The sequence below is a fragment of the Actinomyces denticolens genome, assembly GCF_002072185.1.
GTDB classification, from domain to species: domain Bacteria; phylum Actinomycetota; class Actinomycetes; order Actinomycetales; family Actinomycetaceae; genus Actinomyces; species Actinomyces denticolens.
This window is the reverse complement of record NZ_MVIW01000006.1, coordinates 60,352-75,046: the sequence shown is the minus strand read 5'-3', so window position 1 is coordinate 75,046 and position 14,695 is coordinate 60,352. Positions and strand designations below refer to the sequence as shown.

13 protein-coding genes are annotated in these 14,695 nt (G+C 74.6%); 8 read left to right on the top strand and 5 right to left on the bottom strand.

The genetic code is table 11. From position 1 onward, the window contains the following. Positions 1 to 189: 189 nt before the first annotated feature. From B1H55_RS02955 to B1H55_RS02925, 7 genes are all read left to right on the top strand, one after another. Complete coding sequence (locus B1H55_RS02955; RefSeq protein ID WP_073451225.1) at positions 190 to 1,908, top strand: nitrite/sulfite reductase; 1,719 nt, start codon at positions 190 to 192, stop codon at positions 1,906 to 1,908. After that, on the top strand, positions 1,905 to 2,717 hold the full coding sequence (locus tag B1H55_RS02950) for a phosphoadenylyl-sulfate reductase (RefSeq protein ID WP_077239935.1): 813 nt from the start codon (positions 1,905 to 1,907) through the stop codon (positions 2,715 to 2,717). The genes B1H55_RS02955 and B1H55_RS02950 overlap by 4 nt, the downstream gene beginning before the upstream one ends. Next, complete coding sequence (gene cysD / locus B1H55_RS02945) at positions 2,714 to 3,661, top strand: sulfate adenylyltransferase subunit CysD (RefSeq protein WP_073451224.1); 948 nt, start codon at positions 2,714 to 2,716, stop codon at positions 3,659 to 3,661. The genes B1H55_RS02950 and cysD overlap by 4 nt, the downstream gene beginning before the upstream one ends. 55 nt (positions 3,662 to 3,716) lie before the next feature. After that, positions 3,717 to 5,072 (top strand): sulfate adenylyltransferase subunit 1, encoded by a 1,356-nt coding sequence (locus B1H55_RS02940; protein WP_080461563.1) that lies wholly within the window; start codon positions 3,717 to 3,719, stop codon positions 5,070 to 5,072. Continuing rightward, positions 5,069 to 5,899 (top strand): uroporphyrinogen-III C-methyltransferase, encoded by an 831-nt coding sequence (gene cobA, locus B1H55_RS02935; protein ID WP_080461566.1) that lies wholly within the window; start codon positions 5,069 to 5,071, stop codon positions 5,897 to 5,899. The genes B1H55_RS02940 and cobA overlap by 4 nt, the downstream gene beginning before the upstream one ends. Positions 5,900 to 5,961: 62 nt before the next feature. Further along, entirely contained in the window at positions 5,962 to 6,948 is a 987-nt protein-coding gene (locus B1H55_RS02930; protein WP_077239931.1) for a sulfite exporter TauE/SafE family protein, read from the top strand. Beyond that, positions 6,945 to 7,670 (top strand): sirohydrochlorin chelatase, encoded by a 726-nt coding sequence (locus B1H55_RS02925; RefSeq protein ID WP_073451220.1) that lies wholly within the window; start codon positions 6,945 to 6,947, stop codon positions 7,668 to 7,670. The genes B1H55_RS02930 and B1H55_RS02925 overlap by 4 nt, the downstream gene beginning before the upstream one ends. A gap of 227 nt (positions 7,671 to 7,897) precedes the next feature. On the opposite strand, the gene B1H55_RS02920 is transcribed toward B1H55_RS02925, so the two are convergent. After that, positions 7,898 to 8,710, bottom strand: coding sequence for an SDR family NAD(P)-dependent oxidoreductase (locus B1H55_RS02920; protein ID WP_077239930.1), 813 nt, complete (start codon positions 8,708 to 8,710; stop codon positions 7,898 to 7,900). A gap of 114 nt (positions 8,711 to 8,824) precedes the next feature. Here B1H55_RS02920 and proC point away from each other — a divergent pair, with 114 nt between their 5' ends. Further along, positions 8,825 to 9,649, top strand: a complete 825-nt coding sequence (gene proC / locus B1H55_RS02915; RefSeq protein ID WP_077239929.1) for a pyrroline-5-carboxylate reductase — start codon at positions 8,825 to 8,827, stop codon at positions 9,647 to 9,649. A gap of 41 nt (positions 9,650 to 9,690) precedes the next feature. Here the strand turns inward: proC and B1H55_RS02910 are convergent, their stop codons facing one another. From B1H55_RS02910 to arc, 4 genes are read right to left on the bottom strand one after another with little or no spacing between them, the layout of a single operon-like run. Beyond that, complete coding sequence (locus tag B1H55_RS02910) at positions 9,691 to 11,193, bottom strand: proteasome accessory factor PafA2 family protein (RefSeq protein WP_080461562.1); 1,503 nt, start codon at positions 11,191 to 11,193, stop codon at positions 9,691 to 9,693. Next, positions 11,190 to 11,378, bottom strand: a complete 189-nt coding sequence (locus B1H55_RS02905; RefSeq protein WP_073451217.1) for a ubiquitin-like protein Pup — start codon at positions 11,376 to 11,378, stop codon at positions 11,190 to 11,192. The genes B1H55_RS02910 and B1H55_RS02905 overlap by 4 nt, the downstream gene beginning before the upstream one ends. A gap of 25 nt (positions 11,379 to 11,403) precedes the next feature. After that, complete coding sequence (locus B1H55_RS02900) at positions 11,404 to 13,131, bottom strand: proteasome accessory factor PafA2 family protein (RefSeq protein ID WP_231952577.1); 1,728 nt, start codon at positions 13,129 to 13,131, stop codon at positions 11,404 to 11,406. Next, positions 13,128 to 14,687 carry a proteasome ATPase gene (gene arc / locus B1H55_RS02895; RefSeq protein WP_077239928.1) on the bottom strand — a complete coding sequence of 520 codons (1,560 nt, stop codon included), beginning with the start codon at positions 14,685 to 14,687 and terminating at the stop codon, positions 13,128 to 13,130. The genes B1H55_RS02900 and arc overlap by 4 nt, the downstream gene beginning before the upstream one ends. Positions 14,688 to 14,695: the final 8 nt, after the last annotated feature.

Below are 14,695 nucleotides of genomic sequence, written 5' to 3'. Positions count from 1 at the left end.
GACGAGCGCCTGACCGCAGCGGTTGACACCGCGATCATCGGATTGATCATCGGATTCCGGCGCGACGAGGCGTCCGGAGCCGAGCATGACCCTCCCCCAGCGGCAGACCGCCCGCGCGGGAACGGCACCGTGGGGAACTTCTTGATCAGACCCCCTCCAGACGCCCAGCACCGCCCACCTGGAGGAGACATGAGCACCACGACGAGCAGCGCGGCGGCGTCCACGAAGGGCCGCGACCTGCGACCTCCCCGCTCGGGCAGGTCCAATGGCCAGTGGCTGGTGGACGGCCGGACGCCCCTCAACCCCAATGAGGCCTTCAAGCAGGACGGCGACCCGCTCGGCGCCCGCCGGCGCATCATCGACACCTACGCGTCCGCCGGTTACGACGCGATCCCCGACGACGACCTCCACAACCGCTTCCGCTGGTGGGCGCTCTACACGCAGCGCAAGCAGGGGATCGACGGCGGCCGGACCGCCCAGTTGAGCGCCTCCGAGCTCTCCGACCGCTACTTCATGCAGCGCATCCGCATGGATGGCGCGTCGCTGTCGGTGGAGCAGATGCGCGTCATCGGCGCCATCTCGAATGAGTTCGCCCGCGGCACTCTCGACATCACCGACCGCCAGAACCTCCAGCTCCACTGGATCCGGATCGAGGACGTCCCCGAGATGTGGCGCCGACTGGAGGATGTGGGCCTGACGACCATCGAGGCCTGCGGGGACACCCCGCGCGGCTTCCTCGTCTCGCCGGTGGCCGGGATCGACCCCGAGGAGATCATCGACCCCTCCGAGGCGGCGCGCCATCTCCACGACACCTACCTGGGCAATCCCGAGATCGCGAACCTGCCGCGCAAGTTCAAGACCGCGTTCACCGGCTCGCCGAGCCTCGACGTGCTCCACGAGATCAACGACATCTCCTTCGTCGGCGTCGAGCACCCCGAGCTCGGCCCCGGGTACGACCTGTGGATCGCGGGCGCCCTGTCCACCGCCCCCTTCCTGGGCAAGCGCCTGGGCGCGTTCGTGCGGCCCGATCAGGTGCCCGACGTGTGGTGGGGCGTTATCCGCATCTTCCGGGACTACGGGTACCGGCGCCTGCGCAACAAGGCGCGGCTCAAGTTCCTCATGGCCGAGTGGGGGCCGGAGCGGTTCCGGGAGGTCCTGGAGGACGACTACCTCGGCTACGCCCTGGCCGATGGGCCGGCCCCGGGACCGCCGCGCGGCTCGCGGGACCACCTCGGGGCGCACCTCCAGGCCGACGGGCGCTACTGGATCGGCGGCAAGCCCCCCGTGGGGCGCTTGTCCGGAGACGTCATGCTGGGCCTGGCCGACCTCGCCGAGCGGGTCGGCTCCAATCGCGTGCGCACCACCCCTCTGCAGAACATCCTCCTGCTCGATATTCCCGCCGAGCGGCTCGAGGAGGCGCGCGAGGGCCTGGCGGCCCTCGGCATCGACCCCGATCCCGGCCCCTTCACCCGCGGGATGCTGGCCTGCACCGGCCTCGAGTTCTGCAAGTTCGCGATCGTGGAGACCAAGGGCCTCGCGGCGCGCGTGTCCGCCGAGCTCGATGAGCGCCTGGCCGATGCCGACCTCGAGCGCCCCCTGACGGTGCACATCAACGGCTGCCCGAACTCCTGCGTGCGCATCCAGACCGCGGATATCGGCCTCAAGGGCCAGATCATCACCGTCGACGGCGAGCGGGTCCCGGGCTTCCAGGTCCACCTGGGCGGTGGCCTGGCCATCCCGGGCCATGAGGAGGCCGAGCTGGGGCGCACCGTGCGCAGCCTCAAGGTCGCCGCCGATGGCCTGACCGACTACATCGAGAGGGTTGTCCGCGCCTACCTGGACGACCGCCGCCCCGAGGAGAGCTTCGCCCAATGGGCGCAGCGCGCGGATGAGGAGAGACTCGCATGACCACCGCAGCGACCAGCACAACCAGTTCAGCCGGCAGCGCCGACGCCCCCGTAGGGCGCTTCGGCCACCTCACCGCCCGGGGTGTGGGCGCCACCCGCTCGCCCCACTCCCCCAGGCGCGGCGAGGACGAGCTGCGCGCCCTGGCGGCCGCGGGCGCCGCCGAGCTGGGCGACGATGCTCCCGCCGAGGCCGTCGTCGCCTGGGCGGCGAGAGCCTTCCCCGGCAGTCTCGCCGTCGCCTGCTCGATGGCCGACGCCGTCCTGCCGCATGTCATCGCCGCCCAGATCCCCGGCGTCGACGTGCTCTTCCTCGAGACCGGCTACCACTTCGCCGAGACGGAGGGGACCCGCGACGCCGTGGCCGAGTCCATGGACGTCACCGTCATCGACGTCCTGCCCGAGCTGACGATCGCCGAGCAGGACGAGCGCTACGGCCCGGACCTCTATTCCCGGGACCCCTCGCGCTGCTGCGCCCTGCGCAAGGTGGCGCCGCTGGCCAGGGCCCTATCCGGCTACGAGGCCTGGGCCACCGGCGTGCGCCGCCAGGACGCCGTCACCCGCGTCTCCACCCCACTCGTGGGCTTCGACGAGACGCACCGGATCGTCAAGATCAACCCGCTGGCCGCCTGGAGCTTCGACGAGCTGCTCGCCTACGCCTCCGAGCACGGCGTCATCGTCAACCCGCTGCTGGCCGACGGCTACCCCTCGATCGGCTGCGAGCCCTGCACGGCGCGCGTCGCCCCCGGGCAAGACCCCCGTTCCGGCCGCTGGGCCGGATTCGCCAAGACCGAATGCGGCATCCACCTATGAGCACCACCCCCATCACCCACGCGACCGCCCCCTCGATCACCGCCGCCCGCCCCGCGCTCGACGAGCTCGACGCGCTGGAGGCCGAGGCGATCCTCATCATCCGCGAGACGGCCGCCGAGTGCGCCCGCCCCGTCCTGCTGTTCAGCGGCGGGAAGGACTCGGTCGTCATGCTCCACCTGGCGCGCAAGGCCTTCTGGCCGGCACCCGTGCCCTTCCCCCTCCTCCACGTGGACACCGGGCACAACTTCCCCGAGGTCCTGGACTACCGGGACGCCACGGCGAAGGCGGCCGGCGCCCGGCTCGTCGTCGCCTCCGTCCAGGACTACATCGACGACGGCCGCCTGAGGGAGCGCCCCGACGGCACCCGCAACCCGCTGCAGACCCGCCCGCTGCTCGACGCGATCGCCGAGGGCGGCTTCGACGGCGTCTTCGGCGGCGGCCGCCGCGATGAGGAGAAGGCCCGGGCCAAGGAGCGCGTGGTCTCCCTGCGCGACGAGTTCGGGCAGTGGGACCCGCGCAACCAGCGCCCCGAGCTGTGGACCCTGTTCAACCCCCGGCACGCCCCCGGCGAGCACGTGCGGGTCTTCCCCCTGTCCAACTGGACCGAGCTGGACGTGTGGCGCTACATCGAGCGCGAGGACATCGCCCTGCCGAGCCTGTACTACGCCCACGAGCGCAAGGTGTTCCGCCGCGACGGCATGTGGCTCGCCGTCACCCCGGTGACCCGGCCCCGCCAGGGCGAGGAGGTCGAGCTCCGCACGGTGCGCTACCGCACTGTGGGCGACATGTCCTGCACCGGCGCCGTCGAGTCGAGCGCCGCCACCAACCACGAGATCGCCGTGGAGATCGCGGCCTCCACCCTCACCGAGCGCGGCGCGACACGCGCCGACGACCGCCTGACGGAGGCGGCGATGGAGGACCGCAAGAAGGAGGGCTACTTCTAGGCCCGCCTCTCGTCCCCCTTCTCCCCCGCCCCACCGACGACCCCGAGGACACATGATGACAACGACCACCCCCGCGCCCGGGCGCGCCCCCGTGGGCGGACCCACGAGCCTGCTGCGCCTGGCCACGGCCGGCAGCGTCGACGACGGCAAGTCGACGCTCGTGGGCCGCCTCCTGTTCGACTCCAAGTCCGTCCTGCGCGACCAGCTCGCCGCCGTCGAGAGGGTCAGCCTCGACCGGGGCATGACCCGCACGGACCTTGCCCTGCTCACCGATGGGCTGCGCGCCGAGCGCGAGCAGGGCATCACGATCGACGTCGCCTACCGCTACTTCGCCACCCCCAGGCGCTCCTTCATCCTGGCCGACTGCCCCGGGCACGTGCAGTACACCCGCAACACCGTGACCGGCGCATCGACCGCCGACCTGGTCGTCCTACTGGTCGACGCCCGCCACGGCGTCGTCGAGCAGACCCGGCGTCACCTGGCCGTGGCGGCGCTGCTGCGGGTGCCGCACGTCGTCGTCGCCGTCAACAAGATCGACCTGGTCGACTACTCCGCCGAGGTGTACGCCTCCGTGGCGGCCGATATCCAGGCCGTCGCGGCGGGGCTGGGCCTGGCGGACACGCGCGTCCTGCCGACCTGCGCGCTGGAGGGGGACAACATCGTCACCCGCTCCGAGCGCACCCCGTTCTACGCCGGCCCCGCGCTCCTGGAGCTCCTCGAGACCATCCCGGTGGACCCGCCGGAGGCCGACCGCCCCTTCCGGCTGCCCGTGCAGTCCGTCATCCGCCCGCAGAGCGCCGCCCCTCGGGGCCTGGAGGACTTCCGCGGATACGCCGGGCAGGTGGCGGCCGGCGCCGTGGCGGTCGGGGACGAGGTCCTCGTCCTGCCCTCGGGGCGCGCCACCACCGTCGTGGGGATCCACCTGGGCGATCGCCCCTTGGAGCGCGCCGTCACCGGCCAGTCGGTCACGCTCGAGCTGGCCGATGACATCGATGTCTCGCGCGGCGACCTGCTCGCCGCGCCCGATGGGGCGCCGGAGCCCACCCGCGAGATCGGGGCCAGCCTGGCGTGGCTGTCCGACCGGCCGCTGCGCGAGCGCGACCGCGTCCTGGTCAAGCACGGCACGAGGACCATCCAGGCGGTGGTCGCGAGCATCGCCGGGAGCCTGGACTTGGACGACCTCACGCTCGTGCCGGCCGATTCCCTGGAGCTCAACGACATCGGGCGGGTGCGCCTGCGCCTGGCCGAGGCCATCCCAGTGGCCCCCTACGAGCGCTCGCGCACCGACGGCGCCTTCCTCGTCATCGACGCCCATGACGGCTGGACGCTGGCGGCCGGCATGGCGCGCGGCGCCGATGAGGCGGATCGGACGGATCGGGCTCGGCCGGCGCCCTCCCGGGAGTGGGCATGAGCGGGCACCACGCGCCCCCCGGCCCGGCCACTGGGGCCGGCGGGAAGGCGACCCCCGCAGCGACGAGCCCCGCAGCGGGAGGCCGGGAGCCGGGGGCCGGCTCGGTGACCCTCGTGGGGGCGGGACCCGGGGACCCCTCGCTCATCACACTGAGGGGCCTGGAGGCGCTGAGGGTGGCCGAGGTCGTCGTCGTCGACCGCCTGGCCCCGCGCGAGCTCCTCGATCACTGCCCACCGGGGGTCGAGGTCATCGACGTCGCCAAGCGGCCCGGCCGCCACCTCGTGCCCCAGGACGGCATCGACGCGCTACTCGTCGAGCGGGCGCGCAGCGGCCAGGCGGTGGTCCGTCTCAAGGGCGGGGATCCCTTCGTCCTGGGGAGGGGCGGCGAGGAGGTACAGGCGTGCCGGGCGGCCGGCGTCGAGGTGGAGGTGGTCCCGGGCGTCACCTCCGCGGTGGCCGTGCCGGCGGCGGCGGGCATCCCCGTCACCCACAGGGGCCTGGCCCGCGGCTTCTCCGTGGTCAGCGCCCATGAGGACCTCATCTCCACGGTCCCCGCGCGCAGGGACCACACGCTCGTGCTGCTCATGGGCGTCACGCACCTGGCCCGCTCGGTGTCGATCCTGCTGGGGCGCGGTGCCGATCCCCTCACCCCGGCGGCCGTCGTCGAGAACGGCCTGCGCCCCGAGCAGAGGGTGACGACGACTCTCCTGCGATGCCTGAGCGAGGTCGCCGCGTCGGTCGGCGTGGCCGCGCCGGCGGTCATCGTCCTCGGCGACGTCGTCACCCTCGGCCCCGACTGGGACCGCCGGATCGTCACCGGTGCCTGACCCATCGACCCCAACCACCCCACCCATCCCGAACCGCAGACCACGCCGCCACGGAGGCCACCATGCGCAAGCTCATCATTCTCGCCCTCGCCGGGCTCGTCGCCCAGCTCGTCGACGGCGCCCTCGGCATGGGCTACGGCGTCACGAGCTCCTCCCTCCTGCTGCTGGCCGGCCTCAGCCCGGCCCTGGCCAGCGCCTCGGTGCACCTGGCGGAGATCGGCACGACCGTTGTCTCGGGGGCCTCCCACCACCGGCTCGGCAACACGGACTGGCGGCTGACCGCCCGCCTGGCGGGCCCCGGCGCGGTGGGGGCGTTCCTCGGCGCCACGGTCCTGTCCCACCTGTCCAGCCAGGCGGCCACGCCGATCAGCTCCACGATCCTCCTCGCACTGGGAATCTACGTGCTGGCACGCTTCACCGTCCGGCCGCCCGCGGGCTCGACCGCCCGTAAGAGCCCGCACTCGGCGCTCTTCCTCGCCCCGCTGGGCCTGCTGGGAGGGTTCATCGACGCCACGGGCGGTGGCGGCTGGGGGCCCGTGGCGACGACGACGCTGCTCAGCCGGGGGCGAACCGCCCCGCGCACGGTGGTCGGCAGCGTGGACACCGCGGAGTTCCTCGTGAGCCTGGCCGCCTCTGCCGGGTTCCTGGCGGGACTGGGGACGGCGGGGATCGACAACGGCGTGGTCCTGGCGGTGCTCGCCGGGGGCGCGCTGGCCGCCCCGCTGGCCGCCTGGGTGGTCTCCCGCCTGCCCGGGCAGGTGCTGGGCAGCGGCGTCGGCGCTCTCATCGTGTGCACGAACCTGACGACGATCCTCCACTCGCTCGGCGCCCCGGCGGCCCTCATCATCGGGATCATCGTGATGCTCGTACCGGTCCTGGCGGTGCTGGTGGCCATCAGTGCGAGCGGGGCACGGCGCGCGCGCAGGCTCGCCACGGCATCGCGCCCGCACGGGGCGTTGCGCCGCGAATCCGTGGGGGCCGGGGCCGGCGCGGAAGCACGGGTGGGCGCCGGGGCCGGCGCTGAGGCGCGCGTGGGGGCCGCTCTATGAGCCAGGGCATGGCCGGCGGGCCCAGGGGCACTGGCAGGCCGCCCCGCCGCCTCGTGCTCCTGGCCCATGGGACGCGTCGGCGCGGGGCGGTGCCCCTCCTGGAGCACGTGGCCCAGGACGTCGCGGCGCGGCTGCCCGGGCTGGAGGTGAGTCACGGGTACGTGGAGTTCCAATCACCGACTGCCCGCCAGGCGCTCGGTGGCGGGGACGAGCCGGTGGTGGTCCCCGTGTTCCTCGGCTCGGGGTATCACGTGGAGAAGGACCTGCCGGCCATGGTGGGCGAGCACGGCCCGGCCAGGCTCACCGGGCACCTGGGCCCGCACCCGGCGCTCATCGGCGCCGTCGTCGACCGGCTCGGCGGACGGCTCGTCGAGCAGGGCGCACGCTGGTCCGATCTCGACGGGATCGTGCTGGCGGCGGCGGGGTCGCGGCGGGCCGGCCCGGTGCGGGAGGCGGAGAGGGCCGCCCGCAGGCTGGAGTCGAGGCTCGGCCTGCCGGTGCGCGCCGCCTACCTGTCCGCCGGGCGGCCGAGCGTGAGCGAGGCGGTGGAGGCGTGGCGCGCCGAGGGCGCGCGCATGATCGCGGTGGCCACCTATCTGCTGGCCGAGGGGCGCTTCTCGGCGGCCCTGCGCTCCAGCGGAGCCGATGTCCTGGCCCCGCCGATCGGCCACCATGCCGCCCTGGCCGAGGTCGTCGTCGAGCGCTACCTGCGCGCCGCCTGAGCTCTCCGAGCTGTTCAGCGCGATGATCACGCCCCCGGTGCCATCGACCGGCGCCATCCGCCCCGAGCGGTGCGTCCTGCCCCGAGCGGTGCCGTATTCCCCGAGCGGTGCGTCCTGCCCGCACCTGTGGGAGCGAACCGCACCTCTCGGGGCAAAGCGCACCGATCGGCTCGGGCGCACCCGTCGGGGTCGGGGCCGGGCGCACCGGCGAGCCCGGGCTGCGCCGCTCAGCTGTCGCGCGCGACCACGGTGTTGGACGCCTGGGCGCGGGGGCGCACGGTGAGGGAGTCGATGTTGACGTGGGCGGGGCGCTCCAGGGCCCACACGATGCACTCGGCGATGTCCTCTGCCACGAGCGGCTCCGCGACGCCCTCGTAGACGCGCGCGGCCGCGGCGGCGTCGCCGTGGAGGCGGTTGAGGGAGAACTCCTCCGTGGCCACCAGCCCCGGGGCGATCTCGATGACGCGCACGGGCTCGCCCACGAGCTCCAGGCGCAGGGTGTTGGCGATGATCCGCTCGGCGTGCTTGGCGGCCACGTAGCCCGCGCCCCCGGGGTAGGCGGCCTGGCCGGCCGTGGAGGTGAGGAAGAGGAGGTCGCCGCCGCGCTCGCGCATCGCGGGCAGGAAGGCCTGGCTCACGCGCAGCGCCCCGAGCACGTTGCGCTCATACATGGTCAGCCATTCCTCGGGCTTGCCCTGCGCCACCGGATCGACGCCGATCGCCCCGCCGGCGTTGTTGACGACGGCGTCGATGGGGCCTGCCGCCTGGGCCTCGTGGGCCAGGCGCTCAACGTCCTCGGGCTTCTGCAGGTCGGCGGCGATCCACTCGCAGCCGGTCTCGTCGGCGAGGGCCGCCAGGCGCTCGGCCCGCCGTGCGGTGGCGACGACCTCCCACCCGTGGGCGCGCAGGAGGCGGACGGTGGCGGCCCCGATCCCGGTGGAGGCGCCGGTGACGAGCGCGCGACGCGCGGAATCGGGAGCCTGGGCGGATTCGGGGGCGGACTCGACGGGTGGTGGAGTAATTGCGTCCTGGGTGCTCATGCGGCCATTGTGGACCGCCGCCCCGTGCGGGCGCCATGGTTCCCCGGGAATCGGAATCGCTGCGCGGAGGCCGGTGCGGACGGCTGCTGGCCGGCAGGCGGGTAGCCTGGGGCGATGACGACTTACGGCTTCATCGGCGCGGGGAACATGGCGGGCGCGATCGTTCGAGGGGCGATCCGCGCGGGCATCTCCCCCGCCACCATCCTCGTCACGAGTGCCCACGACTCGGCCCGGGTACTGGCCGCGGAGACGGGCGCGGGTCACGTGCCCGACTCCGCCGACCTCGTGACCCGCCTGGGAGGCGACGACGTCCTCGTCCTGGCGGTCAAGCCGCAGGTCCTGCCCGGGGTCGTGGAGAGGTTGGCCCCCGTGCTGGCCGAGCGCTCGCCGCTCGTGCTGTCCATCGCCGCGGGGCTCACCCTGGAGCGTCTGGCCGCCCTCCTGCCCGCCGGCGCCCGGGCGGTGCGGGCGATGCCGAACATGGCCGCCGGGGTGGGCGCCTCGATGACGGCGCTGGCGGCGGGCCAGGGTGTCGATGAGACCGCCATGGCGCCGGTGCGCGCACTCATGGGCGCCGTCGGGCGCACCGTGGAGCTGGACGACAAGGACTTCTCAGCCTTCGTGGGCCTGGCGGGCTCCTCCCCCGCCTTCGTCCTGGCCTTCATCGAGGCCCTGTCCCGGGCGGGCGTGCTGGGCGGGATCCCCAAGAGCACGGCCGTCGAGATCGTCACCCAGGCAGTGCTGGGTTCGGCGCTGGCCGCCCAGGCGGGGACCGCCGCCGAGCCGCCCCGCACCCCGGCGGATCTCATCGACGCCATCTGCTCGCCGGGCGGCACGACGATCGCCGGGCTGACGGCGATGGAGCGCGCGGGATTCTCCGACGCCGTCGTGCGGGCCTTCGAGGCCACGGTCGCCAGGGACCGCGAGTTGGGAGCCTGAGGCCGCGCGGGCGCGCAGGCCGCGCTCTCCGCCCCGGGCGCTCAGAGCCCTTGGGGGCGGATGCGCCGGATCTCCTCGGGGCGCAGGGCGCGGACCCGGTCGAGGAGGGCCTCGGCGGCGGGGTCGCTGGACGCCGCGGGATCGAGCAGGTCGACGGCCGGCGAGGGAGGCGAGTCCAGGCGGATGCTGGACCAGGTGACGGAGAAGTCGGCCTCGCGATCGAGGCAGGCCTGGATGAAGGCGCCGCGCAGGGCGGCCCGAGTCGGCGGGGCCTGGATGACCGCCTGCTCGATCTCCTGCGCCGAGCACAGCTCGGCCATCTGCCCCTGGGCGCGCAGGCGCTGGGTCAGGCCGCTGCTCGGATCGAGGTCGTGGTAGGCCAGGTCCACCCGCTGCCGCAGGACGGCGAGCGCCTGCCCGCGGAGATCGGGGTGGCGCTGCCGGTGGGCGCGCATGACGCGCCGCTTGATCGCCCAGTCGATCTCCGTGTCGATGGCCCCGGCCTCCCGCGCCCGCAGGGCGCCGATGACCCGGGGGGCGAGGTCCCGCACGAGGTGCTCCGCGTCCTCGAGAGCCGGAGGGGCGCCGACGGCGTCGAGGCGGTCGAGCAGGTGCGCGAGGATCTCCTCCTGCACGTCCACGGGGGTGAGAGTCCGCCCATCTCGGGCCCGCACGGGCCGGTCCCCCCACGGGCCCGAGCCCAGTGAGGCCAGCGCCTCCAGGGGGTCGGCCAGGACGATGGCGTCCATGTCGGCGCCCGCCTCGAGGGCGTCGAGGAGGAGGATGGTCAGGGCGGTGCGCAGGCCCGTCGTCGTGGAGGACATCGTGGTGTCGGCGCAGGTGATGTGCAGGCGCCGCAGGCGCCCCGGGTCGGCGTGGGGCTCGTCCCGGGTGTTGACGAGGGCCCGCTCGCCGGTGGTGTCGGCCGAGGCCAGTGCGCGCAGGTGGGGCGCCCTGGGGGACAGCGCCCAGGCCGAGTCCTCACCGCCCTCGTTGCTCTCATCGTCCTCGATGCCCGCGAGGCCCGCGTCGGTGCCCGCCCTGCCGCCCACGGGGGCGCCCGAGCCCACGAGGACGGGCCGGGTGGCCAGGAACGTGAAGAGCACGGGCAGGATGTCCTCCGGGCTCACGCGGCGGGGCAGGGAGTAGTTCTCGTGGCAGCCGTAAGTGTGGCCGGCGGAGTCGTTGTTGTTGGCCAGGACATGGATCGTCCGCGAGCCGCCGTCCCCACGGCCCCCGGCGCCCTCACCGCCCCCGTCGCCTGCGGCGGCGAGCTCGGCCATGGAGGCGACCAGGGCTCTGCCGGCCTCGTCCTGGGCGACGAGCTGGCGCACGGTGGCGCACTCGGCGGTGGCGTACTCGGGGTGCGAGCCGACGTCGAGGTAGAGGCGGCCGCCGTTGGGCAGGAACATGTTCGTGCTCCTGTAACCGGGAGGGCGGTGGCGCATGAGCTCGTCGGCGGTGCGCGCGGGGTCCTCCGCGCGGCCGTCGGCGCCCTGGCGCAGCAGGCCGAACTCGGTCTCCAGGCCGACGACGCGGCTCACTGCCCGCCCTTCTGGACGAAGCCCTGGACGAACTCCTGGGCGCCGACGGCGAGCACGTCGTCGATCATGTCCAGGACGCTCCCGAGGTCCTGGCCGCGCGCCGGGCCCGCGCCGCCGGGCCCGGGGGCGTCGTCCGGGGCGGGGTCGTCGTGGTGGGTGGATTGGGGCTGGGCGGTCTCGCTCATCGTGGCTCTCCTCAATCGTGGGGCGTCATGGTCGTGGGCAGGTCGGGGTGCCGGCCCCGGTGAGGGCGGCGGCCTGGGGCGGGCCGAGGCGGCCGGTGCCCACCAGGGCCTCCAGGAAGTCCCTCGGGGTCCCGGGGGCCCGCAGCAGGGGCTCGGTGCGGGTCCGGCCGTACGCCGTGGGCTCGTCGAGGGCCAGTCGCTCGTCGTGCTCGCCCCCGGCGTCGAGCACGACCGCCTGCCAGCCGGCTGCGCGGACGGCGCCGGGGAAGCGGGCCAGGAGGCGTCCGCGCAGCCACGCCCGGGTGGTGGGCGGCGGGGTGGCCAGGGCGGCACGGATGCGCGCCTCATCGAGGCCTCCGGCGGCGGCGGCCGCGGCCGGGACCCTGTGGGCCAGGCCCGTGCCGAGCTCGCCCCAGGCCAGGTCGACGGCGTGGAGGACGGGCTCGCCGGCCGGTCCCGGGTGGCGCTGGGCGGTGGCGCGCAGGAGCTCCCCCTTGGCGACCCATTCCAGGTGCCCGGCGGCGCCGGGCTCCCCGGCGCGCAGGCGCCGGAGCTCATTGATCGAGGCCTCCCAGAAGGCCAGGAGCGCCCCGGTCTCGCGACCGTCGGCGTCCAGGCCGTCCGCGAGCGCGGCGAGGTCGGGGGCCAGCGGGTCGGACTCGGGGGCCGGGTGGGGCGCCCCGGCGCGGTCGAGGTGGGCGACGACGGCGTCGAGGTAGGCGTCCAGCACGTCGAGGGGGTCGGCGCTCCCGCCGTCGGCCAGGGCCAGGCGGTGGGCGAGGGACGTGTCGCGCGAGACGGCGCGCAGCTCGGTGATCGGATCGGCCAGGGTCAGGCGCCTCCAGGGAGCGGCGCCGGGGGCGGGGTCCTCCGCGCAGCGGCACACCAGGGCGGCGATGCCCAGTGCCAGCCAGGTGATGGTGGGGAAGGCGCTCGCGTCGCCGGGGATGAGGTGGAGGCGGCGCCAGCGGGCGGGGTCGGCGTGGGGCTCGTCGCGGGTGTTGATCAGGGGCCGGTTCATGACGGTGGGCAGTCCGATGACCGTCTCGATGTAGTCGGCCCGCTGGGAGGCCTGGAGGCGGGCGCCGCTGGTCACGACCCCGGTGCCGGCGCGCCCCGCCCCGGTGAGCAGGGGGCGCGCGACGAGCAGGGGGATGAGGGCCTGGGCCAGTGCCTCGAAGGGCACGGCCCGGGGGACGAGGATGTTCTCGTGGGTGCCGTAGGAGGCGCCCTTGCCGTCGATGTTGTTCTTGAACAGGCGCACGGGCGACCCCCGTGAGGCCAGGAGCGCCGCACCGTCTGCGAGCAGGGTCTGCCCGGCCAGGTCGTGCAGGACGGCCTGGGCGGGGGTGGAGCACTCGGGGGTGGCGTACTCGGGGTGGCCGTGGTCGTCGTAGAGGCGGCCGCCGTCGGGCAGGCATGTGGAGGTGCCGCGCTGCCAGGACTCCTCCAGGTCGGTCAGGCGCGCGGCGGCGCTGGTGCGCGGGGCCCGGGCCCCGGGGACGGGCCCGGGGGCGCCGGTCTCGTCGGTGAGCATGGCGGGGTGGGCGTCCTCGCGGCGCATCTCGAAGCCCCGGGCATCCCGCAGGGGCTGCTCGGCGGTGTAGTCCCAGCGCACGCCCTCGGGGCGGCCGTCGCGGCGGGCGGCCTCGAGGCAGGCGCCGATGACCTCCGCGGCGCCGGCCCCGAGGATCCCGTACTCGGTCTCGATGCCCATCACCCGGTCGGTCGGGAGCGGGCCCGGCCGGCTCATGCCGGTCCTCCCCCCAGCGGCCGGGCGGCGGTGACGGGCACGCCGCGCCTGCCGGTGACCCTGGCCCAGTCCTCGGGGCGGGTGGCGGCCACGAGTCCCCTGCTCTCGTCGAGCTCGTCGGCCAGGGCGGCGCGCAGGTGCTCGTCGGCCAGGCCCCGCCGCCCGGTGGTCACCAGGTCCTTGATGGCGGCCTTCTTGGCGCGGTCGACGATGTTGGCGAGCATGGCTCCGCTGGCGAGATCGGCGGTGCGCAGGATCTCGATGCTCCCGTCGGCGTGGGTGAGCTCGACCATCTCGCTGCCGGGGGCGTCGGAGTAGAGGCGGGCGACGACGCCGTCGATGAGGGACCGGATGGCCGCCGATCGCCCGCCCGCCGAGGCGATGAGGTCGTCGCGCAGGGGGAGGTCCTCGGTGAGGTAGGTGGACAGGATCTCGGCGGCGCCGTCGGCCGTGGGCCGGTCGATGCGGATCTTGACGTCGAGTCGGCCGGGTCGCAGGATGGCGGGGTCGATCATGTCCTCGCGGTTGGTGGCCCCGATGATGATGACGTTGTCGAGCTCGTCGACGCCGTCGAGCTCGGCGAGCATCTGCGGCACCACGGTGGTCTCGACGTCGGAGGAGCGCCCGGAGCCGCGGGTGCGGAAGAGGGAGTCCATCTCGTCGAAGAAGACGACGACGGGGATGCCGGTGGCGGCCCTCTCCCGGGCTCGGGCGAAGATGACGCGGATGCGGCGCTCGGTCTCGCCGACGTACTTGTCGAGGAGCTGGGGGCCCTTGATGTTGAGGAAGTAGGCCTCGCCCCTGCCCTTGGCACCCAGTGAGGAGGCCACCGCCTTGGCGATGAGGGTCTTGCCGCAGCCGGGGGGCCCGTAGAGGAGGACGCCGCGCGGCGGGGTGAGCCGGTGCTCGCGGTAGAGGTCGGCGTGGAGGAAGGGCAGCTCGACGGCGTCGCGGATGAGCTCGATCTGGGGGCCGAGCCCGCCGATGTCCTCGTAGGAGACGTCCGGGGTCTCCTCCAGGAGGAGGTCCTCGACCTCGGCGCGGGACAGGGGGCGCAGGGCCATGCGCGCCGCGAGGTCGGCCACGAGGACGTCCCCGGCGCGCGGGGCGCGGCGGGTGAGCCCGTCCGCGAGCGCGAGGACCATCTCCTCGTCGTGGCGGGCGGTGACCAGGATGGTGGAGTCGTCGTAGGCCTCCTTGACGCTCACGACCTCCCCACCCCGGGGCCCGGGCGCGATGGCGGTGATGACGAGGTGCTCGTTGAGGAGCACCGGGGCGCCGGGGGCGAGGGAGGAGGCGACGACGTCGGGCCCCACGCCCACGCGGTGGCGCCGGCCCGCCAGCGCGATGTCGGCGGTGCGCTCGGTGGCGTGGGCGGCGATGACCGTGGCGTGGGCCAGCGGCGGGGCCTGGAGGGCCTGGAGATCGTCGTGGAGGGAGGCGAGCTCGGTGCGGGCGGCGCGCAGGGCGTTGGCGAGCAGGGTGTTCTTGCGGGTCAGGGTCGCGACGTCGTCGCTCAGCCCCGCGATGCGCGCGCCCGGGGACTCCTCGGTCATGCCCGCCT